Origin of the sequence: Acinetobacter sp. G11 (assembly GCF_049808495.1) — a bacterium.
GTDB classification, from domain to species: domain Bacteria; phylum Pseudomonadota; class Gammaproteobacteria; order Pseudomonadales; family Moraxellaceae; genus Acinetobacter; species Acinetobacter kookii.
On record NZ_JBNCAT010000025.1, the window covers coordinates 1 to 25795 of the forward strand.

A 25795-nucleotide genomic window follows, 5' to 3' on the forward strand; every position below is an offset into this window, starting at 1 on the left:
TTGATTATAGGATGACCAATTAGTTGTACGATAGATTTTAGGTGCAGGCTTCTTCATTCTGAAATTATATTGCTGAAGAAGCCTTCTAAGCTATGTTTGTGCAACAAAGCCCTTTTGGTCAGCTAAATTTTCTCATCGCAGAAACATTAGTTTTTAGTTCTGGGCAGGTTGTGAATGACATAGTCGAGGGATAAAAGCTGATTATGGAAATTTATATTTAATAAGCCCAAGTCTTTAATTCTAATTTTACATCTTTTTGTTCAGGATTGATCTCTAAAATCTGTGCCGAATGTTCGCGCCAGTCCCCCAGCACAATCCTTTTTTTAGCCTGAATATCATGTATCGCAGGGCGATGTGTATGACCATGAATTAATACGTCAACATGTTCTAAGGTAACTTTCACCGCGAACTGATTTACATCCATAATGTCATAAGATTTGACTTGCTTGGTTTCAGCACTTTTTTTACGGAAACCATTGGCCAGTTTTTGCCGAAAACTTAAAGGCATACGTTTTAAAAAACCTAACAGCAATGGATTGCGAATGATTTTACGGAATTTTTGGTAAGACACATCATCGGTACAGAGCAGGTCGCCATGTTCTAAACGGTATGTGGTGTCGGATATTTTTAAAATGGCGGGTTCAGACAGCGATCTGCCATGGAATTGTTTTAAGAATCTTTTGCCGAGTGCAAAATCACGGTTGCCAGCCTGAAAATATACCTGATTGCCGGCCTGATGAAACTTTTGCAGGGCATGGACAATATCATCCAGCCAGGGCGCAGTGTAGTCATCGCCAATCCAGGCATTAAACCAGTCACCCAAAATATAGAGCCGGGTATTTTTATCTTTATAACTGTCCAATAAGTCCAAAAACCCCCGAACGAGTCGAGGGTGTTCAGGTGACAAATGTAAATCAGAGATAAACAGATAGGTCACTTATTTTCCTTTTTGTAATTTCCCTTACGGAGCAATGCTCCTCACCCATCTTTGATAAAGAGGGACTTCCCAACTTTTATAATAAAGGAATAAACCTTTATTTTATGGAGGAAAGTTCCTCCCTCTTAAAAGGGACTTGCGTAGCAATGCTACTCAGGAGGGATTTTTATTCAGCAATGATTTTTGCAGATTCAATCACAACGTTCTCTAGAGGAACGTCAGCGTGGTAGCCACGGTTACCTGTGCGAACGCCTTTGATTTCATTCACGACATCCATACCTTCGACCACTTTACCAAATACGGCATAACCCCAGCCTTGAGCTGTTTTACCCGTGTGGTTAAGGAAAGCGTTGTTTTTCACGTTAATGAAGAACTGAGCAGAAGCAGAGTGAGGCGCTTGGGTACGCGCCATAGCGATTGTACCTTCGTCATTGCTTAGACCGTTGTCTGCTTCGTTTTCAATTGAATCACGCGTTGCTTTTTCTTTGAAATTTTCATCCATGCCACCGCCCTGGATCATGAAACCGTCAATAACACGGTGGAAAATTACGCCATCATAAAAACCATCACGAACATATTCCAAAAAGTTAGCAACAGTTTTAGGTGCTTTTTCTGAGTTAAGTTCAAGAACAATACGTCCTTTATTGGTGTTTAATTCGACTTGAGGAAAACTCATTCTATAATCTCCTGATCATGGACAAAAAAGCCATGGGTTTTTGGTTGAGAGAAGCATAAGCAAACTGTAAACTACAAGGCAAGCAAAAACGTTATTTTCTTTGTTAAAAATGGAGAAAAGCGTTTTAATTATCCTATTTTATCTTATAGAAGTGATTTATCAACTATGAAGCCGAATGATGTTGTTTCATCCCTGCCAAATAACCCGACAACAAGTACTCAACCTGTCGATGCTGCGCAGCAAGAACAACAGCCTGGCTTAGATTTTGTACGCCAGGTCATTACTGACGATTTGGCAGCAGGCCGTACCCAGCAAGTGATCACGCGTTTCCCACCGGAACCGAATGGTTATCTGCATATTGGTCATGTGAAAGCGATTTGTTTGAACTTCGGTATTGCGCAAGAATTTGACGGTTTATGTAACTTGCGTTTTGACGATACCAACCCGGACGCAGAAGAACAAGAATATGTGGATGGTATTGCCAACGACGTAAAATGGCTCGGTTTTAACTGGAATGGCGAACCTCGCTATGCATCAAGCTATTTCGATCAACTGTATACATGGGCAGTACAACTGATTGAACAGGGCGATGCCTATGTAGATTTACAGACACCTGAAGAAATCAAGTTAAACCGTGGTTCATTTGTAGAACCGGGTAAAAACTCTCCATACCGTAATGCGACTGTAGAAGAAAACCTGGCGCGTTTTGAACAAATGCGTAATGGCGAGCTGGGTGAAGGTCAGGCTGTACTGCGTGCCAAGATTGATATGGCTTCTCCAAACGTGCATATGCGTGATCCAATCATGTACCGGGTATTGCACTCTGAACATCATCAGACGGGTGATAAATGGAAAATGTACCCGATGTATGACTATGCGCATCCATTATCCGATGCCATTGAGGGTGTGACTCACTCTTTATGTACCCTGGAATTCCAGGATCACCGTCCATTCTATGACTGGATTGTGGAGAAGGTGAAATCTCCAGCCGTACCGCACCAGTACGAATCGAGCCGTTTAAATGTCGATTACACCATTACCTCGAAGCGTAAGCTGCGTAAACTGGTAGAAGGCGGCTTTGTACAAGGTTGGGACGATCCACGTATGCCAACGGTTGTAGGGATGCGCCGCCGCGGTTTCACGCCTGAAGGTCTGCGTGATTTCTGTAAACGTGTGGGTGTGTCGAAGTCTGACGGTATTGTCGATGTGGCAATGCTGGAATACTGCATCCGTCAGTCTTTGGAAAATACTGCTGCACGCGGCATGGCAGTGTTGAATCCGCTGAAAGTGACTTTAACCAATTTGCCTGAAGATATGGATTTGACACATGCACGTCATCCAAACGTCGACATGGGTGACCGTATCATTCCGTTAAGCTCTGAAATTTACATTGACCGTAAAGACTTTGAAGAAGTACCGCCGAAAGGCTTTAAGCGTTTGATTCCAGATGGTGAAGTACGTTTACGTCATGCTTACGTGATCAAATGCGATGAAGTGATTAAGGATGAAAACGGTGAAGTGGTTGAACTGAAATGTTCAATCGATCCGGAAACTTTAGGCAAGAACCCGGAAGGCCGTAAGGTGAAAGGCGTAATTCACTGGGTTTCTGCAACCAAGGGTGTGCCTGCTGAGGTCCGTATCTACGACCGTTTATTCACTGAATCTGATCCGGAAGTGGGCGATGACTTCCTTGCCAACTTGAATCCTGACTCATTACAGACAGTTCAAGCGGTGATTGAACCTGCACTGGCTGAAGCGAAGCCTGAAGACCGTTTCCAGTTTGAACGCGAAGGTTACTTCGTAGCAGATCAATATGATCACACAGCAGCAAAACCAGTGTTTAACCGCATTCTGGACTTAAAAGATAGCTTTAAGCCTAAGCAAGGATAAGTTACACCTTTTGATCTTGCGCCAGATAAGGCGCATTTGCTGGCCGCAAGAGATGAAACTGTGAGTAATAAGCTATCTGTGATACAGCTAAAAATGAATTGAAATAAATATGCTAAAAGCTCAACTTCGGTTGGGCTTTTTCGTAAGCGTAAAATGACCAGTTCTGACGGTAGCCACTTTATTGTGTGATCTTATTAACCAGGACTGTTTATTCTGCGAAAAATAATATTCAATAAGAACGTAAGCATGGCGATCACTAAAACAACAGGCTGAGGGGAATAAAAATGAGCGTTGTCATAGAAACCCAAATGTTAATTCGTAAACCGGTTGCAGAGGTGTTTAATGCCTTTGTTGATCCCGAAATCACCAGCAAGTTCTGGTTTACTTCATCTACAGGACCCTTGATTGAAAACACTACAGTAGACTGGTATTGGGAAAAATATGAAGTGACCAGCAGTGTGTATGTCGAACAGCTGATTAACAATGAACTGATCCAGATGATCTGGGGAGAGCCCAAGAGTACGGTCGACTTTATTTTTGAGAAATTAACCGCACAAGAAACTTATCTTCGCATTCGCAATTATGATATTCCTTTGCAAGGCTCAGACTTAATTGCTTTCGTGATTGAGCAAACAGGCGGTTTCACCACTGTGCTGGATGGCTGCAAAGCTTATCTGGAATATGGAGCGCAGTTAAATCTGGTCAATGACAAGTTTCCGCCATTTGTTGAAATGGGGGTGATCTAAACCTAAGGATCAACTGTTATTGATTGGTGGTTCGTTGCTATGCATATGGAGCAGATGGGGTATATGGAGAAGTCATCTCCTTGAAGTTGAAACTGGCTAAAAGATCTGGATGTCTATGGGCAATTTAAATTTTATCCTGCAATGAGAAACGAGCCGGTGCAATCACTGCTTGGGATTCTGTTCTTTTAACCAGAGATAATGCGGAATCCGTTTTTTTGCCTTATCACGTAACTTTTTCTTGATGTACAGCACCAATGCAAAACAGGTGGTGGTGAGGGTCAGCAACATGCTGTTCATAAAACTCATGAGTGAGCTGACATAACCGATGGTGGTTAAACGGTTCATCATGCGGATGACTTGAGGACTGCTTTCTACACCGGTAATGGCCCAGGTACACAAGTGTTCGCAATTGTTAATAATCAGATGATACTGGTTTTCGTTCATGCGAGAACGCATACGCCGTACCACTTTACGGCCGCGAAATTTAGGATTGTTATATTGCTGGATAATAATGGTTTTACCAAAACTGAATTTTTCCAGTGAGGTGATTTCAATGGGGCGTTTCTTAAATAAATGAGCAAAACCGGAATAGTGAATAACCCGGCCACGACCTGCATAAATGCCGTGATGAGAATATCCAAAGTGTTTAACGATAAGATGTGCCCCTAAAGGAAATCGTATTTTCTGCTGTTGCATGTTGACGTTTAGCCAATAAAGTTACAAATATGTTTTGTTGATGTAGTTTACTGCTTCTTTATAAAAGAATCGACTATTTCACCAAGCTGACAGACTTTTATATATCCATTACATCGCAGTATACAATGTCAGGACTCAGCATACCTCATGAGCCACAGCAACATGAAGAAAGTATTGTTAATAAAATGTGCAGTTGTCGCTTTACTCAGTTTTAGCAACCTCACTTATGCCGACCTTCATATCCAGCGCTGGCAAAATGAAGGGGTAGATGTTGATGTGGTCAAAATAGATCAGCCACAAAACTTGCGCCTGTTTTTAAATGATAACCAGACCCATCAACCGTTAGCTAAATTCCAGGCTGTGGCAAAGCAGCTGAAGCGATGTGAAAAGCTGCTCTTTGCCATGAATGCCGGGATGTATCATGCGGACTATTCTCCGGTCGGCTTATATATTGAAGCAGCTCGGCAAGAGCAAAAACTCAACACGGTAAAGCAGGCATATGGCAATTTTCATCTGCAACCCAATGGGGTATTGGCATGGAATCGACATCACAGCCTGATTACCAAGACCGAAGATTATCAAAAGCTCAATTTTAATGCCGAATATGCGACGCAATCGGGACCGATGCTGGTGATTGATGGGCAGATAAATCCCAATTTTCTAAAAGATTCAGACTCGTTAAAAATCCGTAACGCTGTCGGGATTAAAGATCAAAGCTTATATTTTGTGATCAGTCGCAATGCAGTCAGTTTTTATCAATTTGCACAATTTTTTCAACAACAGCTTAAGGTGCAAAATGCCTTGTATCTGGATGGTTCAATCTCAAGTGCCTATATTCCGCAGTTAAAGCGTTCAGACTCATTGTTTCATTTAGGGCCGATGGTGGCCTATATCGATCAACAGAACTGTTCTACTGAATAATGAAATTCGCCAGCCATTAAAAAAGGGCAAATAAAAAGGCATTCAGTGAACTAAATGCCTTTATTTAGAGGGTTTAGACTCTATTGTTGAAGTGGTAGATGCTGTAATTCATTTAACTCTTTACGGCTATAACCTCTTGAAATTAAGACTTTCTTAATTCCAATGATGACTTTTTCATCTGTTGCTTTCGTTAAAGCTTCGATCAATTGTTCATTCGATTTACAAGAGCAATCATTTTCGACACAGGAAATCTGATTCTTGTGTTCGTTGTGCTGTTGATTAGCAGAAAACAGCTTTTGCCAAAAACTCATAGAGCCTTCATATGCAACCTAACATAGATCGAAATATATCCAGTTTTTTGAGGAATACAAGCCTATAACAGTGATAAAAGCAGCAATTAGACACAAATTTTTCCGATTCTGACACAATAATTTAACGGGATTATGACAGTTACTGCCAGATGAAGGTTTGTAAACATTTAATTTTCAATATCATAAAAAATGAAGCTCAGTTGAGCTTCATTTGTATATAAAACTAAAAATGAAATAAATTGTTTAAATCTTTTCCAGCAACACACCCGACTCGACGTGATGGGTGTAGGGGAACTGGTCAAACATCGCAAATTTGGTCACTTTATGCGTATGCGATAAGGTCTTTAAATTGTCCTCTAAAGTATCCGGATTACATGAGATATAAATGATCCGTTCAAAACGCTGCAGCAGTTTTAATGTTTCATTGTCAATGCCGGCACGTGGCGGATCAACAAATACCGTATCGAAGTCATAGCTGGTGATGTCGATTTCCGCTTCCTGCAAGCGGCGGAATTCACGTTCTCCATTATAGGCCTCGGTAAATTCTTCAGCCGACAAACGGGCTACCTGAATATTGTCAATCTGGTTGTGTTCAATATTCCACTGTGCCGCATAGACCGATGATTTGGCCAGTTCGGTTGCCAGTACGCGATTGAACATGGTGGATAGTGGCAGGGTGAAATTACCGTTACCGCAGTACAATTCCAGTAAGTCTTTATCTGACTGTTTGGCCGCGTTACAAGCCCATTCCAGCATCTTTTGACAGACTTGAGCATTGGGCTGGGTAAAGCTGCTTTCGATTTGCTTGTATTGATAGGTACGACCCAATACTTGCAGTTCTTCTACGACAAACTCATCACTTAAGACCACTTTTTGACCGCGGCTACGGCCAATAATTTTGATTTTCAGTTTTTCAGCCAGCTGTTTTGCCAAGCTTTCCCATTCGGCATCCAGGGGACAGCGATAAACCAATGAAACCAGCATTTCGCCTTTTAATGTCGCCAAAAAGTGAACTTCAAACAAGCGTTTAGACAATACCGCATTGCTTTTCAGTTCTTGCAGCAAAATTGGCATCAGCTGATTAATGCTTTTATCTGCAATCGGAAATTCGTCAATGCGAATGACTTGTTTCTGGTTGTCTTCACTGCGTTCAAACATCGCATAAAACATATCGTCGTCAGTATGCCAAATACGGAATTCTGCGCGCATACGGAAGTTTTGTTCAGGCGACGGAAATACTTCTAAAGAAGGAGGATTAAACTCGGCAAATTGAGCAGAAATACGTGCAATCTTGGCATCAAGTTGTAACTGATAAGCTGAAGTCATATGCAGTAAAAATCGCAAACACATTGAAAACAGGGATGGTAACAAAGTTTGCATCAGATGACTAAACTTATTCCCCAATAAGCAGCAGAAATATACAGTTTGAACTTAAATTCAAATATGTTTTTTGATCTTGCGTATGATCAAGGCGGATGTTGATAAAAGACAAAAATCAGCAGTGTTGGAACGGTTTCGGAATCAAAAAAGAAACCAAGTCAACCAGACCAGGGAGAAGTTGACTTGGCAAAGAGGAAACGACAGCTGGATGTGTTGTCCAGCGCTAAAGCTATTTAAATTTAAGTTGAAGTAGAGCTTTTAATTTGAACTTTTAATTTAAGGTCATCAGGCTGGCGTTGCCTCCTGCAGCTGCGGTATTGATGCTGATCGCGCGCTCAATCACCAATCGTTCTAAAGGAATATCGTGATCCAGCGGTTTTAAATGCGTGATGCCGATAATTGCCCCGGAACGGCCCGCAATTTGAGTTTGCAAATGTTGCAGTTGAGCTTGGGTGCCGTGATGCAGTACCGCATCAAAATCACCGCTTTCGATGTTCCGGATTACGGCAAAACGCTGTGCAATTTCTTTGGGCATTTTAGAAAGATATTTGAGTACAAAAGTATTTTCAGCCAGCACTACTGGTTGACTGCCAACCGCAAAAATTGCCGCCAGTTGCTGAATCTGATCCTGTTCCTGCTCTGCCAGAGACAGCACGCGTTTTCTTGGCAACACCACATATTGATTGCTTTCACCGGTCGGGCCTTGCAATTCATAATGATGGCCAGAACAGAATACAGGGCACGGTTGCAATTGATATTGCGGGAAGGTTTTTTCTGCCCAGGTGTAAAACACGTCATATAAAGGCTGATGCGCTGGCTGTGTAACCTGTGTCTGAGTCGCAAATGGTTGAACCAGTTTTTTCGCAGAGCAGTGCTGCATCAAACGATACAGGTAAATTGGGCCGCCGGCTTTAGGACCTGTACCGGATAATCCTTCACCGCCAAAAGGCTGAACACCGACCACCGCACCGACAATATTGCGGTTGATGTATAAATTGCCGACTTCTGCATGTGCAATCACGGTCTGAATGGTTTCATCAATACGGGTATGCAGTCCCATGGTCAGGCCATAACCTTTGGCATTGATCTGTTCAAGTAGCTGTTCTAATTGACCGTATTTATAGCGAATGACATGCAAGACCGGACCAAATACTTCACGCTGTAGATCATCCAGATTTGGTAATTCAATTAAAGTCGGCGGAATGAAAGTCCCTTGTGTCAGAGCTTGATCCTGTCCAGGATTCAACATCAGCTGATGTATGGCATGACCTTTACTCCGCATTTGATCAATATGTTTCTGAATATTGCTTTGTGCCTCAAGATCGATCACCGGGCCGATATCGGTTTTTAACAGCAACGGATTACCTATGCGCAGTTGCTGCATCGCGCCTTTCAGCATATGAATGACACTATCGGCATTGTCTTCCTGCACGCAAAGCACACGCAGGGCTGAACAGCGCTGACCGGCACTGTCATAAGCCGAGCTGACCACATCCAGAATCACCTGTTCGGTCAATGCCGACGAGTCGACAATCATGGCATTTTGACCGCCTGTTTCTGCAATGAGTGGAATAGGTTGGCCCGACGTACTGAGTCGTTGAGCCAGGGTCTTTTGTAAAATTTTGGCAACCTCGGTAGAACCGGTAAACATGATGCCTTGAATACGTGTATCTGAACTTAACTGTGCACCGACGGTTTCACCCTGACCCGGAAGAAGTTGCAGTACATCTTGAGGAATGCCGGCTTGCCACAAAATTTGAACCGCTTGAGCGGCAATCAGAGGGGTTTGCTCGGCAGGCTTGGCAATCACGGTATTTCCGGCCACCAGTGCCGCTGAGATTTGCCCGGTGAAAATCGCCAAAGGGAAATTCCACGGACTGATGCATAACACCGTGCCCAGGGGCTGAATCACGGCGTCGTCATCCAGATCGATCATTTGAGCGACGTAATAACGCAGGAAGTCGATTGCTTCGCGAACCTCTGCAATGGCATTGGCATAGGTTTTACCACTTTCACGGCAGAGTAAAATCATCAATTCCTGCAAACGCGATTGCATGATATCCGCTGCACGCTGTAAGCAAGCAGCACGCGTGTCTTTCGGTGTATTGCTCCATTCAGCTTGTGCATTCACGGCCTGAACCAGGGCCTGATTGACCTGATCAGCGCTTGCTTCCTGTACATGACCCACGATATCTAGATGATCGGCAGGATTCACAATAAGAAGTGACTGTGGGCTTGTATCAGTTGAGTCATTTTCAAGACCAAGGTTTTTCCCCAAGGCTTTTGCCTGCCATTGATGCTGACTCAGGTTGTGTGCAGTCTGGTTAAGGTCGGTCAGGTCATGATCATTGGCTAAATCCAGACCCGCCGAGTTTGGACGTTTATCGCCGTATAAATCAGGGGCCAGGGGAATAGCAGGGTGCTTCTGACCCACCTGTGATTCTTTGGCTGCATTTTTCAAAATTTCTGCATGCGGATTTTCAATCAGATCTTCAATTTTTAGGCTTTTGTCGGCAATGCGATTCACGAAAGAGGTATTGGCGCCATTTTCCAGTAAGCGTCGCACCAGATAAGCCAGTAAGGTTTCATGATTGCCTACAGGGGCATAGATACGGCACGGTACACCCAGTTTGTTATCCGTTTTATTGCCCACCACCTGTTCATACAGCGGTTCACCCATACCATGCAGGCACTGGAATTCATATTGACCGTTGTAATATTGGTCCGGATTGGCCAGATGGTAAATGGTTGCCAGGGTCTGGGCATTATGCGTCGCGAACTGCGGGTAAATCTGCTCTGGCGCAGCCAACAGTTTTTTCGCACAGGCAATATAGGAAAGATCGGTATGCACTTTACGGGTAAATACCGGATAGTCCGTCATGCCCTCAATTTGGGCTTTCTTGATTTCACTGTCCCAGTAAGCACCTTTGACCAGGCGGATCATCAGGCGTTTTTGACTGCGTTTGGCTAAGTCCACTACATAGTCCACCACGTAGAAGCAGCGTTTCTGATAGGCCTGAATTACAAAGCCAATGCCTTTCCATTCGGCAAGGCCAGGCTCAAAACACAGTCGCTCCAGTAATTCTAAAGAAATTTCCAGACGTTCGGATTCTTCGGCATCAATATTCAGGCCAATATTGTAGCGTTTTGCCAGTTCTGCCAATTGCAGCACTTTTGGATACAGCTCATCATGCACACGGTCTATCTGCGCGCGCTGATAACGTGGATGCAAGGCGGAAAGCTTGATGGAAATGCCCGGGCCATCATAAACATCTTTGTCTTTGGAAGCCTGACCAATGGCATGGATGGCATTGCTATAATCCTGAAAATAACGTTCAGCATCATGTTCGGTCAGCGCGGCTTCACCGAGCATGTCATAGGAATAGCGGAAACCTTTATCTTCTAAAGGTTCTGCATGTTCTAGCGCTTCCTGAATGGTTTCACCGGTAACAAACTGCTCGCCCATCATACGCATGGCGACATCCACAGCCTTGCGGATAATCCCGCGGCCACTACGTGCCAAAAGACCGGTCAGGATGCCAGATAAACTTTTTTGTTTAGGCGTTTCCATCAGTTTGCCGGTCAGCATGAGGCCCCAGGCAGCCGCATTGACAAACATCAGGCTGCTTTGCCCCACATGCTCTTTCCAGTTACCCTGATTGATTTTGTCACGAATCAGCAAGTCACGAGTGGCACTGTCCGGAATTCGCAGCAAGGCTTCCGCCAGACACATCAGGGCAATGCCTTCCTGAGAGGAAAGTGAAAACTCCTGCAATAATCCCTGTACGATCCCGGCTTTACCATTCGAGCTTTTGCGTTCGCGCAGGGTGTGGGCAAGGTCGAATGCCAGATCATAAATGCGCTGGTTCAGCTGTTCAGAAATCTGGCTATGTTCGAGCAAATGTTCAACACAGTCAGGTTCAGCACGGCGCCAGGCAGTATTTAACTCAACTTCATAATCATTTTTTTCTTTGAATTCGGTAATATATCCAAAGTGAGGTTTTGCCTGGTCAAAGCGGGTTTCAGTGTCCATCATATTCATGCCAACATCCTGTGACTGCCAAATTTTTGTTGAGTAAAATGCTTTATATAATTTATGATTACAGAAAGAATGCCGAATAACTCACTATAATTTTGGTTTATTTTAGAGAATAATGCTGATGCGCAGCCCGATTTTTACCCTGGACCGAACAGATATCAAAATTTTAGATATTCTGCAAAATGATGGCCGGATTTCGAATATCAAACTGGCCGAAGCGGTGAATTTGTCCCCGACTGCGGCCTTGGCCAGGGTGCAGAAACTGGCCAAAGATGGGTTTATTCTGGGCTATGAAGCCAAACTGAATCCTGACATGCTGAATGCCAGTTTTGTGGTTTTTGTCGAGATTTTACTGGACAAAACCACCCCCAATGTTTTGGAAGAATTTTCTGATGCGATCATGCAATATCCTGAAATTGTGGAATGTCACATGATCAGTGGCGGATTCGACTTTGTGGTGAAAATCCGCTGTGCCAATATGGAAGAATTTCGGAAAATTTCAGGGCAGGTGCTGTGGCAGCTTCCCGGAATTAAGGAAACACGAAGCTATCCGGTGATGGAAGTGATTAAGGAAAGTTCCAAAATTTATTTGAAAACCAAAGGATAAAAAATAAAAAAAGGGGCTTAATGCCCCTTGACGTTTATCCGGTGAAAGAAATTAACCTGCAATACTTATCTAGCATTCTCGGACTGGGTAGGCAGTTCATTTTGCAATTCTGCCATTTCTTTCTTGTACAATTCGTCTGCCTGTTCAAAACGCTGAATCACTTCTTGCAAAGGTGCTTTTTCTAATAAGCTGACCACGACAATGCTTGCAAATGACAGAATAAAACCGGGAATAATTTCATACAAACCGGTGCTGGCCATGGTGTTTTTCCACACAATCACGGTAATTGCACCGACAATAATCCCCATAATCGCGCCGTTTAAGGTCATGCGTTTCCAGAACAAGGACAGGATAATCAGCGGACCAAATGCAGCACCGAAACCGGCCCAGGCATAGGCAACCAGTCCTAGAACCTTACTGTTTGGATTGCTTGCCAGAATAATGGCAAGTACGGCAATCGCCAGTACCATCAAGCGTCCAACCCAAACCAGTTCCTTTTGCGAAGCATTTTTGCGTAAGAATGCTTTATACAAATCTTCCGTCAGGGTGCTGGAGCAGACCAGAAGCTGACAGCTCAGGGTACTCATCACCGCAGCTAAAATGGCGGCCAAAATTACGCCTGCAATCCAGGGGTTAAACAGAATTTTGGTCAGTTCCATAAAGATGGTTTCAGGATTCTGGGAAACCACGCCTGCAAGTTCTGCATGATGCTGGAAGTAGGCAATGCCAATAAAACCGGCTCCGACTGCACCCCCTAGACATAGAATCATCCAGCTCATGCCAATACGACGTGCTGCCGGAATGGTCTTGACTGAATCTGCTGCCATAAAACGCACCAGAATATGCGGCTGTCCAAAATAGCCTAAGCCCCACGCCAGTGATGATAAAATGGCGACCGTACTTAATCCTGAAAGCATATTGGTGGCATGCGGGCGAGCCGTTTCAATCATTGTGGCAAACTGCTGGCTATGATCACCGATGGCCATATAGGCCATGATCGGCGTCAGCAGCAGCGCGAAAATCATCAGTCCTGCCTGAAAGGTATCGGTCCAGCTAATCGCTAAAAAACCGCCAATGCATACATAGCTGATGGTGGCGATAGCACTGATCCAGAGTGCCGTCGTGTAAGACATGCCAAAAATACTTTCGAATAATCGTGCACCTGCTACCATGCCTGACGCGCAGTAAATGGAGAAAAACACCAGAATCACCAAAGCCGAGATCATCCGTAAAACACGCTTGCGATCCCCAAAACGACTGGTGAAATAGTCCGGCAGGGTTAAGGCATTGTTCTGTACTTCGGTATGCACCCGTAAGCGGCCGGCGACCAGCAGCCAGTTCAGCCATGCGCCAATAATCAGGCCAATTGCAATCCAGGCTTCCGACAAGCCTGAAAGATAGATTGCACCGGGTAAACCCATGAGCAGCCAGCCACTCATATCGGAAGCCCCTGCGGAAAGGGCGGTGACCACGCTGCCCAGACTGCGTCCGCCCAGAATGTAATCTGAAAAGTCGGAGGTGGCTTTATAGGCATACAGTCCTATACCGACCATGGCAATAATATAAAAAATAAATGTGATGAGGGTGGGGTTCAGTTGACTCATGGGCGCATCCTTATGTCCTTATGAATACCATCTTTCCGAGATGAATTTTTGTGCAGGTTCAGTCAGGCGCTGATTCAAACATAAAATTGAAATTACCTTCTGTAACATTTCTAAGGGATTTCATGACGTGTTATGTAGCGGAATGTATTTTTAGATACAATTGATAAAAATTTAAGAAAATAAATAATTTATAAGCATGGTACTTAATGTCATTCATCTTGTTCAGATAATTGTCTACTGTGAATTGAAAATGACGTTGAAAGATTTTTATGCCTGATTTTTTAATGATGCAAATTGGAACCGCTAAGCTAGTTTCATGCGATAGTTACAAGTGCTTACACTCGCTACAGAGTCGATGTATTTGGTTAAAGAGCATTGCCAAATAAATATCTTTTTACAATATTTAAAATAGGGCAAAGCCTTAATACTTTTTCAATTGCACAATTCTGGTGCATACATGTGAGTATATTTAAAGTGACAACAGTTCAACCCGACAATACAAGAATAGAACGTGATTTGCTGGGAGCAAAGGAAGTTCCGGCCGCATCTTATTACGGTATTCATACTTTACGTGCTCTGGAGAATTTTCAGATCTCGAATCAAAAAGTGGGAAGTCAGTCCCATTTTATTCGGGCCCTGGCTCAAGTCAAAAAAGCCTCAGCACAAACCAATCTTAAATTTAATAAAATTTCAGAACAGGTCAGTCTGGCTATTCAGCATGCCTGCAATAGCTTAATTGCAGAACCTGAAAAATGGAGTCAGGCTTTTCCCTTAGATGTCTATCAGGGCGGAGCAGGCACTTCCATCAATATGAACACCAATGAAGTCCTGGCCAACATTGCCCTGGAACATTTAGGTTTTCATAAGGGGCAATATGAACATGTCCATCCCAACGATCATGTCAATAAGTCGCAATCCACCAATGATGTCTATCCTACGGCTTTACGTTTAGCCACATATTATAGTCTGGATGATTTATTGCTTCCGATCCAGAAACTGGTGGATAGCCTGCATATCAAGGCCGCCGAATTTCAATTTGTGTTAAAAATGGGACGTACCCAGCTGCAGGATGCGGTTCCGATGACTTTGGGACAAGAGTTTCGTGCATTTGCTACCTTATTAAAGGAAGATATACGTCTGATTCAGCGTACCCGTGAGCTTTTGCTGGAAGTGAATCTGGGGGCAACAGCCATTGGCACTGGCGTGAATACCCCCCAAGGCTATGCCCATGCTGCAATTCAGTCTTTAAATAAAATTACCGGGCTGAATTTAACGGGTGCAGAAGACTATGTCGAAGCCACCAGCGATTGCGGCGTATTCATTATTTTATCCAGCACCCTGAAACGGCTGGCAGTCAAGCTTTCAAAAATCTGTAACGATTTACGCCTCTTAAGTTCGGGACCGCGTACCGGTCTGGTCGAAATTCGCTTACCTGAATTACAGGCGGGTTCGTCCATTATGCCGGCCAAAATCAATCCAGTGATTCCTGAAGTGGTAAACCAGATTGCCTTTAAGGTCATTGGCAACGATTTAACCGTGACCATGGCAGCAGAAGCGGGACAATTGCAACTCAATGTCATGGAGCCGGTAATTGCGGTTGCAATTAATGAGTCGATTGAACTTCTCACCCAAGCGGTTGTCAGCCTTGACCGTAAATGCATTCAAGGTATTCAGGCCAATGAGCAGGTGTGTTACGATGCTGTAATGCGCAGTGTCGGCATTGTCACTTTGCTGGATCCGATTTTGGGACACGCCAAATGCGATGAAATTGGGAAACAGTGCATTGCCGAAAATAAAACCATTCAGCAGGTGGTTTTAGAGCAGAAATTACTGACTCAAGCACAGCTGGATGAAATTTTTGCTTTTAGCAATCTGGTTTCAGAAGTCACTTTACAGCATGAAGTTTTGGCACAGGTCGGCTAACTGCTGCTACAAAAATTTAATCATGACAGCAATAAAAAAGGGAGCTGTGTAAACGGCTCCCTTTTTATATGGAAAATAGTCGTGAATATACTGCAGCACAGGGTTAAAATATTCAGGATTTTTTTCGATGTGTCATGCCCATGCTGAACAAACTTGCCGGACTATTTACAGGTTCAGGACTGCTTAAAAGTTCAAAACCTTCTCCTGAACAGCTGTATCTTCAAGAAAACAATATCCAGTTTGATCCGGAGCAGGGTTATATCGTGGACGGAATTGTGGTCAATCAGCTGTCTGAACGTTTGGCTTATTTTTCCAATCGTAAACTGAACAACTTTGATGATTTAAAAACTTTATATTTTACTGCCATCCTGATTAATGAAAAAATTGACCTGGAAATAGCCAGTCAGCGTTTTGTTGCACGTTTGGGCAACACCGAAGAAAACCTGTTACAGTTCAAGCAGATCATTCAGAAACTGAATGACTATTATCGCAATTTTCTGCGTGAAAAATAATCGTATCATCAGCTGCATATTCGGCATCTAAAAGGATTTAGGTGCAATCCTGTGCTGTATATAAAAATAACTCAACCAAGAAAAAACCCATGTTAATATACGGTCCATGTCATTTAGACCAAAAGCTATATACATGTTCCAACAAGAAATTTCCCAATTAAATCTGCAACAGTTTAAGGCAGGCGAAAAACGCTGGGTCGGCAATTTGCAAGGCTCTTCGGCCGCTTTATTGTTCAAAGAAATTGCCACACAAAGTAAGCAATTGTTCATTGTTGTTGCCAGAAATAATCAGCATTTGGGACAGTTGGAAAGTGAACTGGAATTTTACGGGATTAAACCCACCATTTTCCCCGATTGGGAAATTCTGCCTTATGACCGTTTATCTCCGCATCAGGATATCGTGTCTGAACGGCTTTCCATTTTATCCAATATGCCGAAGCAGGGGGTGCTGCTTGTATCTGCGTCCACTTTAGTACAGCGTGTCGCACCGACTTCATGGCTGCTGGGTGAACATTTTGATATTCAGGTGGGACAGAAATTTGAACTGGAACAGCAGAAACTGCGTTTGGTTCAGGCTGGTTATCATCTGGTCGATACCGTTTATGATCATGGTGAATTTGCCGTGCGTGGCAGCATTATGGATATCTATGCTTCCGGTCAAAGTGCACCCATCCGTATCGATTTATTCGATGATGAAATTGAAAGCTTAAAATTTTTTGATCCTGAAACCCAAAGAACCACTCAAAACTTACAACAGTTTTCTGTATTGCCCGCCAAGGAATTTCCGCTTAAAGAAGGACGGGCAACCTTCCGTGACCGCTATGCTGAAAGTTTTCCTCATGCAAATCCAAAAAAGAATCCGCTTTATCAGGATGTACTCGAAGGCATTGCATCGCCGGGACTGGAGTTTTATTTCCCTTTATTCTTCAGCAAACAAGCCATGCAAACCCAAAGCACGCTCATGGCGTACTTACCCAAGAATGGCATTGTCATTACAGACAAGCATCTGGATGAAGGTTTAAGCAATTTTTGGAACGATGTACTGCGCCGTTATGAAGATCGTCGTCATAATGTCGACCATCCTATTTTACCGCCGGAAGACCTTTTCCTGATGCCCAATCAGGTGTTGGAACAGCTGAACCACTTTGCACGAATAATCGCTTCATCTGAAGAATTTGTCGAAAAAGCTGGGGTGATTAATCTCAATACCGAAGCACCTCCTCGTTTACCGGTTGAGCCTAAACAGGAAAAGCCTTTTGCTGCAGTCAAAAAGTATATTGAGGCTGCCAATCATCCAGTCCTGTTGGTCGCAGAAAGTGCAGGTCGGCGTGAAACCTTAAAAGATGCTTTACGTCCAGCTTTGGGCGATATTCCGAATATAGAAAATTTTGCAGAGTTTAGAAAATCCTTATATGCAATCGCGATTACCAGTGCACCACTTGATCGTGGTCTGGTGATTCCCGGTCATCTCAGCGTCATTTCGGAAAACCAGCTTTATGAACATCGTGTGGTACAGCGCCGCCGCAAGCGTCAGCAGGAAGTTTCAGAAGAGTTCCTGATCCGTAGCCTGACTGAACTCAGTATTGGTGCACCGGTGGTCCATATCGATTACGGTGTGGGGCGTTATGCTGGTCTGATTACCCTGAATATTGATGATCAGGAACATGAATTTCTACAGCTGGATTATGCCGACGCTGCCAAGGTCTATGTTCCGGTCACCAACTTGCATCTGATCAGCCGTTATAGTGGCGGTGATCCTGATCTGGCGCCATTACATAAATTGGGCACCGATGCCTGGAACAAGGCCAAACGTAAAGCGCTGGAACAGATTCATGATGTGGCAGCAGAACTGTTGCATATTCAGGCGCGTCGCCAGTCTAAACCGGGCTTTAGCTTTGAACTGGAACAAAGTCCTTATATGCAGTTTGCCAGCGGCTTTGCCTATGAAGAAACCCTGGATCAGGCCAATGCCATTGAAGCGACTTTGCACGACATGCAAATGGCAAAACCCATGGATCGTCTGGTCTGTGGCGATGTCGGTTTTGGTAAGACTGAAGTTGCGATGCGCGCGGCATTCGTGGCAGTACAGAATAATAAACAGGTGGCGGTTCTTGTTCCGACCACCCTGTTGGCACAGCAGCACTATGAATCATTTAAAGACCGTTTTGCTGACTGGCCTGTGCGCATAGAAGTGTTGTCACGTTTCGGTTCGAGTAAATCACACACGAAAACCATTGAAGACCTGGCAGAAGGTAAAGTGGATATTGTGATTGGTACCCATAAAATTTTGCAGGAAAATGTCCAGTTTAAAAATTTGGGGCTGATGATTGTCGATGAAGAGCACCGTTTTGGCGTACGTGACAAGGAGCGGATTAAGGCCATGCGTGCAGATGTCGATATGCTCACCCTGACCGCGACCCCTATTCCCCGAACCCTGAATATGGCCTTTAGCGGGATGCGCGATTTATCCATTATTGCCACACCGCCTGCACGTCGTCTGGCCGTGAAAACCTTTGTGCAGGAGCAGACTGGCGAATCGATTAAAGAAGCCATTTTGCGTGAATTGCTGCGTGGTGGGCAGGTGTATTTCCTGCATAATGAAGTGGATACCATTGAACGCACCGCAGAAAATATCCGTGAACTGGTACCAGAAGCACGTGTTGCAGTGGCGCATGGACAAATGCGGGAGCGTGAACTGGAACAGGTCATGCAGCAGTTCTATCACAAAGAATACAATGTGCTGGTCTGTTCCACCATTATTGAAACCGGGATTGACGTTCCCAATGCCAATACCATTCTGATTGAGCGTGCAGACAAGCTGGGTCTGGCGCAGTTGCATCAGCTGCGTGGGCGTGTTGGTCGGTCACACCATCAAGCCTATGCCTATTTACTGGTACCTTCCATTAAAGGTCTAAAAGGGGATGCGGAAAAACGTCTGGATGCGATTCAGCGCGCATCCAATTTAGGCGCAGGTTTCATGTTGGCAACCGAAGATCTGGAAATTCGCGGAGCGGGTGAGTTGCTGGGCGAACAGCAAAGTGGTTCGATGCAGGCGATTGGTTATAGCCTGTATATGGAAATGCTGGAAAAAGCCACCAAAGCCATTCAAAAAGGCAAAACCCCGAATTTCGATGCACCATTGTCCCTCATTGCAGAAATCAACCTGCATATGCCAGCCCTGATACCAGATGAATATCTCGGGGACGTACATCAGCGTTTATTGTTCTATAAACGCATCAGTAATACCGATACCCAGGAAAAACTCGACAATATCCGTATGGAGCTGATTGACCGGTTTGGCGTGCCACCGCAGCCAGTGAAGCAGCTGTTTGCTGTGCATCAAATCCGTTTAAAAGCGGAGCAGCTGGGCATCACCAAGATTGATATTGGTTCTCATGGTGGACATATCGAATTTTCACCCGAAACACCGGTACAAGCCATCAGTATTATTCAAATGATGCAAAAACATCCCACCTTTTTCCGTATGGATGGCGGGCAACGCCTGAAAATCATGGTTATGCTGGAAGATTACCAAAAACGTATCCAGTTTATTGTCGATTTAATGGACAGTTTGTTAAAAGAAATTCATTGATTTGACAGGGAGTGCATAATATTTACGCATTCCCTTTGCAATTTGATCGGATTTTAAAAGATAGTGCGAAGAAGCGCTTGATTTTTTAAAGAAATTTATTAAATTCGTGAATGTTCACGTATTCGCTGTAAATAGTGGTTTATTTGTAATGAAACACATTGCATAGAATATTCACGTCCCATTGTATGTGATAGTATTAGCCATCATTCTAATTTTGCATAATTTATAAAGATATGTTTAGTTTGCATCCACAACTTGCTCAAGATACTTTTTTTGTAGGCGACTTTCCACTGTCAACATGTCGTTTAATGAATGATATGCAATTTCCGTGGCTCATATTAATTCCACGCGTACCAGGCGTGAGCGAGTTATATGAATTAAGTCAGGCTGACCAGGAACAGTTCCTGCGTGAATCTAGCTGGTTATCGAGTCAGCTTTCACGCGTATTCCGCGCAGACAAAATGAACGTGGCAGCCCTTGGAAATATGGTTCCACAATTGCATTTTCATCATGTCGTGCGTTACCAGAATGACGTGGCTTGGCCAAAACCGGTTTGGGGTACACCAGCAGTTCCTTATACCAATGAAGTTCTTGCACATATGCGTCAAACCTTGATGCTGGCATTACGTGGTCAGGGTGATATGCCATTTGATTGGCGTATGGATTAATTCCTGCCTATTGAAAGCCATAGTATGGAATTTATGGTGTAAAGACTCGAATCAGGAGTGATTGAGTGTCATTAGACGACTGGATTAGAAAAGAACCCAGACAATTTGAATATTTCCATCGCTTGATGGGATATATGATGTTGTCTTTACTTGTGATTGTCTACCATTACACGGCTTCTGACACCCAATATCAGATTTATATTCCTTTTTTCCTGCTGCTGGTTTTTCTTACACCGAGATTATCGAACTGGCTCCAGTATCGCTTTAATTCCAATATAAAACGCAGTGTGTTGTTTATTACCGATGTCGTTGTTATTTCGGTTATTTTATCTGCCATTCATTTAAACCTGGTTCTGACTTTTATTTCACTATTTGTCATTTTATATACCGCAATTACCAACAAGATTTCATTTTTAGCGGTGTCATTGGCAAGCCTGATTGGAATCGCAAATTTTTATCTGTGTAATATTCTGATTTTTGGTTTTGGTGAGTATTTTGAACAAACCACCGGTGAGTTAACCGTATTAGGTTTTATCTGTTTAATCACCTTTTTTGGTGTGGGCAGTTTTTACCAAAGCAGCCAGATTCAGCATATTAGTAATCGCCGAACCTATTATTACGATCAAATGAATCGTTATATGGAATTCGCAAATCAGCTGAGCCGATATGCACCAGTGCAGTTGTGGCAGTCAATCATGAAAGGGGAATCGGAAGCCAAAATTGAATACAAACGTAAGAAAATGACCATTTTCTTTTCAGATATTCAAGGTTTTACCGAGCTTTCAGAAACCCTGATTCCAGACGATTTAGCCTTCCTGCTGAATGACTATTTAAGTCATATGACTGAAATTGCCAGGCAGTATGAAGCGACTGTCGACAAGTTTATGGGGGATGCCATTCTGATTTTCTTTGGTGACCCTATCTCGCAAGGTGTGGAGCAGGATGCAAAAACCTGTCTGGACATGGCGATCGATATGCGTCAGCAAATGAAGCTGCTGCGTGAGCGCTGGATCAAGATGGGTTATCCGGCCCTACATATCCGTATGGGGATCAGTACCGGATATTGTCACGTAGGGAACTATGGCGCAGCACATCGCATGGCATATACCATTGTGGGGCGTGATGCCAATTTGGCCGCGCGTCTGCAAAGTGCAGCAGCAGTCGATGAAATCCTGATTTCTGATGAGACCTATAATTTAATTAAAAATGACTATTTATGTGCGCCTAAAGCACCGATTCGGCTTAAAGGCATTCAAGGTCCGGTGAAGACCTGGCAAGTCATGGAAAAGTATACTTCGCGCAAATCGGATTATCAGCGCTGGTTTGATTATGAGTACAAGGGTTTCCATTTATTGCTGAATCTGGATGAAGTTCAAAACTATGAATATCCGGAATTGATTCAAGTGCTGGAGAAGATGATCAAGCGTATTGAAAAACAGCAAAAAATGACCAATTCAGAAGGTATAGTCCGGCTAAATCTGGAAGATGTGGTTGAAGATGAGAAAGACGAGCAGTATCACTAAAAATTATGAGTCAGATGTTGGATTAGATGCAGTCTAAAGATGAAAAAAACCACGCGATTGCGTGGTTTTTTATGGCTAAAAATCTTAATGATTTTCTGAAGCATGGTTAATGGTATATTTTGGAATTTCCACTTCCAGATCTTCATCCACGACTTTAACCTGGCATGAAAGGCGTGAATCCGGTTCCAAGCCCCAGGCACGATCCAGTAAATCTGCTTCAACATCAGACATTTCTTCAAGGCTGTCAAAGCCTTTTCGAACCACGACATGGCACGTGGTGCATGCACAGGACATATCGCATGCATGCTCAATCTTAATGCCATTTTTTAACAGGCTTTCGCACAGGTTGGCATTCTGTTCGACTTCAAACTCGGCACCATTCGGGCAAATTTGCGCATGTGGAAGAACTTTAATACGTGGCATAATTTTTTCCTGTTTAGTTGTCCGAGTTTGACCAGTCATCAAGTTTAGTGCCTTTCAGGGCTGCATCAATATGTTGATTCATACGTACAGCAGCAAAAGCATCACTGTGTATTTTAAGCTGTTCTACAGCCTGTTCAATCGCTTTGATATCGGTGGTTTCGAGTTGAGTCTCAAGTTGAGCCTTGGCTTGATTCAAGGAGGCTAACTGTTCAGCAGTTAATAGCTGGGCATCTACTTTAAGTGCCTGCTCCAATGCTTCCAATTCACGTTTTGCTTCAACCTTGGTTTCCTGCAAATGACGAAGGTTCTTATCTTCTTCGGCATATTTGAAACCATCAATCAGTAAGCGTTCGGTATCGGCATCGGATAAACCATAAGAAGGTTTAATGTCGATTTGCGCATGTACACCAGACGTGGTTTCTTTAGCCGAAACAGTCAATAAGCCATCGGCATCAACCTGGAAAGTGACTTCAATACGTGCCTGACCAGCTGTCATTGGCGGAATGCCATGCAAGACAAAGCGACCCAAGCTACGGCAGTGTTCCACCAGATCACGTTCACCTTGTACCACATGAATCAGCATGGCAGTCTGGCCATCCTGATAGGTGGTAAACTCCTGGCGACGCGCCACAGGAATGGCAGTGTTGCGTGAGATTAAACGTTCCACCAGACCACCCATGGTTTCCAGACCAAGAGAGAGAGGAGTAACGTCCAATAACAAGGAACCATCTTTGGAATTGCCAATCAACTGGTTTGCAGTGATGGATGCACCGATGGCGACGACTTCATCCGGATTAATGGTGCATAATGGTTCCTGATCGAAGACTTCACGCACGGCTTTTTGTACCGCATAAGAACGGGTAGACCCGCCCACAAGCACGACATTTTTAATATCATCCAGCTCAAGTTTGGCATCACGCATCACACGCTTACATACGCTAATGGTTTTATCCAAAGCCACTTTAATGATGTCTTCAAATGTAGTACGGTCTAAAGTCAAAACCTGATCTAAAACTTTCAGCTCAACCGATTCGGCATCTGACAGGGCTTCTTTGGCTTTGCGTGCAGAAACAATAAAATGTGCATATTCGGCATCATCTAAGGTTTCAATATTCAGCTGTTTTTTAGCCCATTTCACAATCAGGCGATCCAGATCATCACCACCTAAAGCAGTATGTCCGCCAGTCGCCAAAACTTCAAAAACACCTTGTGAGAAACGCAGGATTGATACGTCAAAAGTACCGCCACCCAGGTCATAAATCACATAGTTTTGATCGTGAGCGAGGTTGGTTTCCTGATCCAGACCATAAGCCACAGCCGCGGCAGTGGGTTCATTGAGCAGACGTAAAACATTCAGACCCGCCAGTTGTGCAGCATCCCGTGTGGCCTGACGTTGTGCCTCATCAAAATAGGCCGGAACCGTAATCACGGCACCATTCACTTCATTTTTTAAACTTTCTTCTGCACGGTCTTTCAGCTGTTTTAAAATTTCTGCTGAAATCTCCACAGGTGTTTTACGGCCTTGTGCAGTTTCAAAAGCAGGCATCTGGTTGTCTTCACCCACTAATACGTAAGGGTGCTGGAATTTTATGTCCGCTTTGGAACGACCCATAAAACGTTTTACTGAAACAATGGTGTTTTTGGGATCTGTGGTAATAAAAGGCTTGGCTTTATCACCATAATGCGTGTTGTTATGGCTATAGTGAACAATGGACGGAAGTAACACGCGACCTTGTTCGTCGTTGAGGACTTTGGCTTGACCTGAAAGTACCGTGGCAACCAATGAATGCGTCGTACCCAGGTCGATACCAATGGCAATGCGGTGTTCATGCGGTGCACTTGATTGACCGGGTTCTGCAATTTGCAAGAGAGCCATTGTGTTACATCCTTAGAACTAAAATTAAAAATAAAATCAAAGCAAATTAAAAATCATCATCTAAATCAAAGCTGTCGTCATCTAGGAAACGATCTTCAGCTTTGTCGATGTCGGACATGACCTTAACAAAGAAACGCAATTTACGCACGGTATCACGGGCTTCGCCCCAGTCTTCATCGTCATAGTCGATTTTGAATTCACGGACTAAACCGTCAATCCATTGCTGCACTTCAACTTTTAAAGATTGCAGGTCGTCGGCAGATGCAGCATCGTCGAGCTGTTCACGAATTTCCAGCGCATCCTGAAGAAATTCAAAATCACTGATCGACTGATCCAGGTGATAATCCTGTTTTTTCAGACTCAAGAGATAGGCAGCGCGGCTATCAACATTGGATAAAGCTTTGAATGCCTGATTGATCTCACTCGATTTAATCAGGGCCTGATCTTTGTCTTCGGCTTTATCTGGATGATATTGTTGCTGCAACTTCAAAAATTCAGTTTTTAAGGCTGCTAAATCAATATCGAGTGCTACAGGGAGGTTGAACAGCTCAAAATGATTCATGGGAGATAGGATCCACGATAGATATGCAAAAGTGACTGCTATAAATGCAATTAAAACAGTGCATTTTACACTGTTTTAATCACCAAAAGAGAGACAATGGAGTGTTTAAACGGTGAAAGATTCACCACAGCCACATTCGCCTTTTTTATTGGGGTTGTTAAATTCGAAGCCTTCATTGAGACCGTTTTTCACGTAGTCCATCTCCATACCTTCAAGATAAACCAGGCTTTTCGGGTCAACGAAAACCTTAACACCAAACTGCTCAAACATCTGGTCATGTGTATCGACTTCATCCACGAATTCGAGTACATAAGCCAAGCCAGAGCAGCCTGAAGTTTTCACACCAACGCGAATGCCTTCACCCTTACCGCGATTTTTTAGGTAATTGCTGATATGAGTTGCAGCATTTTCAGTTAAATGGATCATGAAAACTCCGTTAATTTTCCATCAAAAACTTGAAACACTTAAGCTTTTATTTTTTTGCTGCGGTAATCTTCAACAGCAGCTTTAATTGCATCTTCAGCCAGTACAGAGCAGTGTACTTTTACTGGAGGAAGAGCCAGTTCGTTCGCGATATCGATATTCTTGATCGCTTGAGCTTCGTCTAGGGTTTTACCTTTTAGCCATTCAGTTACAAGAGAGCTAGAGGCAATCGCAGAACCACAACCATAGGTTTTAAAACGTGCTTCTTCAATCACACCTTCATCATTCACTTGAATTTGAAGACGCATTACATCACCACAAGCCGGTGCACCCACCATACCTGTACCAACATTTTCAGCATTTTTGTCTAAAACGCCAACATTACGAGGGTTTTCGTAATGATCAATTACTTTTTCGCTATAAGCCATGATGCTTCTCCAAACCTCGGGGTCAGCCTTAAGATTAATATGGGGGTGAAATTACGTT

At 43.7% G+C, this 25795-nt stretch carries 21 protein-coding genes; 9 read left to right on the forward strand and 12 right to left on the reverse strand.

Features of this window, described 5'->3' with window-relative positions; genetic code table 11:
• Positions 1 to 217: 217 nt before the first annotated feature.
• Both ACPUEY_RS10100 and ACPUEY_RS10105 read right to left on the reverse strand, forming a co-directional pair.
• Positions 218 to 937 carry a UDP-2,3-diacylglucosamine diphosphatase gene (locus ACPUEY_RS10100; protein ID WP_425121981.1) on the reverse strand — a complete coding sequence of 240 codons (720 nt, stop codon included), beginning with the start codon at positions 935 to 937 and terminating at the stop codon, positions 218 to 220.
• A gap of 166 nt (positions 938 to 1103) precedes the next feature.
• Positions 1104 to 1613: a peptidylprolyl isomerase gene (locus tag ACPUEY_RS10105; protein WP_092819418.1), complete on the reverse strand. Its 510-nt coding sequence runs from the start codon at positions 1611 to 1613 to the stop codon at positions 1104 to 1106.
• A 165-nt stretch (positions 1614 to 1778) separates the two neighbouring features.
• Between ACPUEY_RS10105 and ACPUEY_RS10110 the strand changes: the two genes are divergently transcribed.
• Together ACPUEY_RS10110 and ACPUEY_RS10115 are read left to right on the forward strand one after the other, a co-directional pair.
• The gene (locus ACPUEY_RS10110; protein ID WP_425121982.1) at positions 1779 to 3503 is read left to right on the forward strand and encodes a glutamine--tRNA ligase/YqeY domain fusion protein; all 1725 of its coding nucleotides are present in this window, start codon (positions 1779 to 1781) and stop codon (positions 3501 to 3503) included.
• Positions 3504 to 3787: 284 nt separating this feature from the next.
• On the forward strand, positions 3788 to 4249 hold the full coding sequence (locus ACPUEY_RS10115; protein ID WP_425121983.1) for an SRPBCC domain-containing protein: 462 nt from the start codon (positions 3788 to 3790) through the stop codon (positions 4247 to 4249).
• A gap of 162 nt (positions 4250 to 4411) precedes the next feature.
• On the opposite strand, the gene ACPUEY_RS10120 is transcribed toward ACPUEY_RS10115, so the two are convergent.
• Positions 4412 to 4945, reverse strand: coding sequence for a lecithin retinol acyltransferase family protein (locus ACPUEY_RS10120; protein ID WP_092819421.1), 534 nt, complete (start codon positions 4943 to 4945; stop codon positions 4412 to 4414).
• Positions 4946 to 5092: 147 nt separating this feature from the next.
• On the opposite strand from ACPUEY_RS10120, the gene ACPUEY_RS10125 reads away from it, so the two are divergent.
• On the forward strand, positions 5093 to 5866 hold the full coding sequence (locus tag ACPUEY_RS10125; protein WP_425121984.1) for a phosphodiester glycosidase family protein: 774 nt from the start codon (positions 5093 to 5095) through the stop codon (positions 5864 to 5866).
• Between the two features lie 80 nt (positions 5867 to 5946).
• Here the strand turns inward: ACPUEY_RS10125 and ACPUEY_RS10130 are convergent, their stop codons facing one another.
• The 3 genes from ACPUEY_RS10130 to putA form a co-directional block, all read right to left on the reverse strand.
• A complete protein-coding gene (locus ACPUEY_RS10130; RefSeq protein WP_092819423.1) occupies positions 5947 to 6177 on the reverse strand; it encodes a hypothetical protein in 231 nt (76 codons plus the stop codon).
• A 243-nt stretch (positions 6178 to 6420) separates the two neighbouring features.
• Positions 6421 to 7503: a tRNA (uridine(54)-C5)-methyltransferase TrmA gene (gene trmA / locus ACPUEY_RS10135; RefSeq protein WP_425121985.1), complete on the reverse strand. Its 1083-nt coding sequence runs from the start codon at positions 7501 to 7503 to the stop codon at positions 6421 to 6423.
• A 325-nt stretch (positions 7504 to 7828) separates the two neighbouring features.
• Entirely contained in the window at positions 7829 to 11599 is a 3771-nt protein-coding gene (gene putA, locus ACPUEY_RS10140) for a trifunctional transcriptional regulator/proline dehydrogenase/L-glutamate gamma-semialdehyde dehydrogenase (RefSeq protein WP_425121986.1), read from the reverse strand.
• A 118-nt stretch (positions 11600 to 11717) separates the two neighbouring features.
• Here putA and ACPUEY_RS10145 point away from each other — a divergent pair, with 118 nt between their 5' ends.
• Positions 11718 to 12203: an Lrp/AsnC ligand binding domain-containing protein gene (locus ACPUEY_RS10145; protein WP_092819505.1), complete on the forward strand. Its 486-nt coding sequence runs from the start codon at positions 11718 to 11720 to the stop codon at positions 12201 to 12203.
• A gap of 65 nt (positions 12204 to 12268) precedes the next feature.
• On the opposite strand, the gene putP is transcribed toward ACPUEY_RS10145, so the two are convergent.
• On the reverse strand, positions 12269 to 13807 hold the full coding sequence (putP, locus tag ACPUEY_RS10150; RefSeq protein WP_425121987.1) for a sodium/proline symporter PutP: 1539 nt from the start codon (positions 13805 to 13807) through the stop codon (positions 12269 to 12271).
• Between the two features lie 474 nt (positions 13808 to 14281).
• Here putP and aspA point away from each other — a divergent pair, with 474 nt between their 5' ends.
• The 5 genes from aspA to ACPUEY_RS10175 all read left to right on the forward strand — a co-directional run bounded on the left by aspA (position 14282) and on the right by ACPUEY_RS10175 (position 22025).
• Positions 14282 to 15730, forward strand: a complete 1449-nt coding sequence (gene aspA / locus ACPUEY_RS10155) for an aspartate ammonia-lyase (RefSeq protein ID WP_425122009.1) — start codon at positions 14282 to 14284, stop codon at positions 15728 to 15730.
• A 140-nt stretch (positions 15731 to 15870) separates the two neighbouring features.
• Complete coding sequence (locus tag ACPUEY_RS10160) at positions 15871 to 16242, forward strand: hypothetical protein (protein WP_180043350.1); 372 nt, start codon at positions 15871 to 15873, stop codon at positions 16240 to 16242.
• Between the two features lie 133 nt (positions 16243 to 16375).
• Positions 16376 to 19834 (forward strand): transcription-repair coupling factor, encoded by a 3459-nt coding sequence (mfd, locus tag ACPUEY_RS10165; RefSeq protein WP_425121988.1) that lies wholly within the window; start codon positions 16376 to 16378, stop codon positions 19832 to 19834.
• 233 nt (positions 19835 to 20067) lie between these two features.
• Positions 20068 to 20502, forward strand: a complete 435-nt coding sequence (locus ACPUEY_RS10170; protein WP_092819429.1) for an HIT domain-containing protein — start codon at positions 20068 to 20070, stop codon at positions 20500 to 20502.
• 65 nt (positions 20503 to 20567) lie between these two features.
• Positions 20568 to 22025: an adenylate/guanylate cyclase domain-containing protein gene (locus tag ACPUEY_RS10175; protein ID WP_425121989.1), complete on the forward strand. Its 1458-nt coding sequence runs from the start codon at positions 20568 to 20570 to the stop codon at positions 22023 to 22025.
• Positions 22026 to 22109: 84 nt separating this feature from the next.
• Here the strand turns inward: ACPUEY_RS10175 and fdx are convergent, their stop codons facing one another.
• The 5 genes from fdx to iscU all read right to left on the reverse strand — a co-directional run bounded on the left by fdx (position 22110) and on the right by iscU (position 25737).
• Complete coding sequence (fdx, locus tag ACPUEY_RS10180; RefSeq protein ID WP_131274070.1) at positions 22110 to 22448, reverse strand: ISC system 2Fe-2S type ferredoxin; 339 nt, start codon at positions 22446 to 22448, stop codon at positions 22110 to 22112.
• Between the two features lie 13 nt (positions 22449 to 22461).
• Positions 22462 to 24324, reverse strand: coding sequence for a Fe-S protein assembly chaperone HscA (hscA, locus tag ACPUEY_RS10185; protein ID WP_425121990.1), 1863 nt, complete (start codon positions 24322 to 24324; stop codon positions 22462 to 22464).
• A 46-nt stretch (positions 24325 to 24370) separates the two neighbouring features.
• A complete protein-coding gene (gene hscB / locus ACPUEY_RS10190) occupies positions 24371 to 24886 on the reverse strand; it encodes a Fe-S protein assembly co-chaperone HscB (protein WP_425121991.1) in 516 nt (171 codons plus the stop codon).
• Between the two features lie 105 nt (positions 24887 to 24991).
• Positions 24992 to 25312 (reverse strand): iron-sulfur cluster assembly protein IscA, encoded by a 321-nt coding sequence (gene iscA, locus ACPUEY_RS10195; RefSeq protein ID WP_086196349.1) that lies wholly within the window; start codon positions 25310 to 25312, stop codon positions 24992 to 24994.
• A 38-nt stretch (positions 25313 to 25350) separates the two neighbouring features.
• Complete coding sequence (gene iscU / locus ACPUEY_RS10200) at positions 25351 to 25737, reverse strand: Fe-S cluster assembly scaffold IscU (protein ID WP_425121992.1); 387 nt, start codon at positions 25735 to 25737, stop codon at positions 25351 to 25353.
• Positions 25738 to 25795 lie beyond the last annotated feature (58 nt).

Excerpts from the sequence above, each read along its gene's own strand:
- trmA (WP_425121985.1), bottom strand. The coding sequence starts at position 7,503 with ATGACTTCAGCTTATCAGTTACAACTTGATGCCAAGATTGCACGTATT.
- hscB (WP_425121991.1), bottom strand. The coding sequence starts at position 24,886 with ATGAATCATTTTGAGCTGTTCAACCTCCCTGTAGCACTCGATATTGAT.
- ACPUEY_RS10160 (WP_180043350.1), top strand. The coding sequence starts at position 15,871 with ATGCTGAACAAACTTGCCGGACTATTTACAGGTTCAGGACTGCTTAAA.
- ACPUEY_RS10170 (WP_092819429.1), top strand. The coding sequence starts at position 20,068 with ATGTTTAGTTTGCATCCACAACTTGCTCAAGATACTTTTTTTGTAGGC.
- ACPUEY_RS10115 (WP_425121983.1), top strand. The coding sequence starts at position 3,788 with ATGAGCGTTGTCATAGAAACCCAAATGTTAATTCGTAAACCGGTTGCA.
- iscA (WP_086196349.1), bottom strand. The coding sequence starts at position 25,312 with ATGATCCATTTAACTGAAAATGCTGCAACTCATATCAGCAATTACCTA.
- hscA (WP_425121990.1), bottom strand. The coding sequence starts at position 24,324 with ATGGCTCTCTTGCAAATTGCAGAACCCGGTCAATCAAGTGCACCGCAT.
- iscU (WP_425121992.1), bottom strand. The coding sequence starts at position 25,737 with ATGGCTTATAGCGAAAAAGTAATTGATCATTACGAAAACCCTCGTAAT.
- ACPUEY_RS10125 (WP_425121984.1), top strand. The coding sequence starts at position 5,093 with ATGAGCCACAGCAACATGAAGAAAGTATTGTTAATAAAATGTGCAGTT.
- ACPUEY_RS10105 (WP_092819418.1), bottom strand. The coding sequence starts at position 1,613 with ATGAGTTTTCCTCAAGTCGAATTAAACACCAATAAAGGACGTATTGTT.
- putP (WP_425121987.1), bottom strand. The coding sequence starts at position 13,807 with ATGAGTCAACTGAACCCCACCCTCATCACATTTATTTTTTATATTATT.
- ACPUEY_RS10145 (WP_092819505.1), top strand. The coding sequence starts at position 11,718 with ATGCGCAGCCCGATTTTTACCCTGGACCGAACAGATATCAAAATTTTA.
- ACPUEY_RS10110 (WP_425121982.1), top strand. The coding sequence starts at position 1,779 with ATGAAGCCGAATGATGTTGTTTCATCCCTGCCAAATAACCCGACAACA.
- mfd (WP_425121988.1), top strand. The coding sequence starts at position 16,376 with ATGTTCCAACAAGAAATTTCCCAATTAAATCTGCAACAGTTTAAGGCA.
- ACPUEY_RS10130 (WP_092819423.1), bottom strand. The coding sequence starts at position 6,177 with ATGAGTTTTTGGCAAAAGCTGTTTTCTGCTAATCAACAGCACAACGAA.
- ACPUEY_RS10120 (WP_092819421.1), bottom strand. The coding sequence starts at position 4,945 with ATGCAACAGCAGAAAATACGATTTCCTTTAGGGGCACATCTTATCGTT.
- fdx (WP_131274070.1), bottom strand. The coding sequence starts at position 22,448 with ATGCCACGTATTAAAGTTCTTCCACATGCGCAAATTTGCCCGAATGGT.
- putA (WP_425121986.1), bottom strand. The coding sequence starts at position 11,599 with ATGAATATGATGGACACTGAAACCCGCTTTGACCAGGCAAAACCTCAC.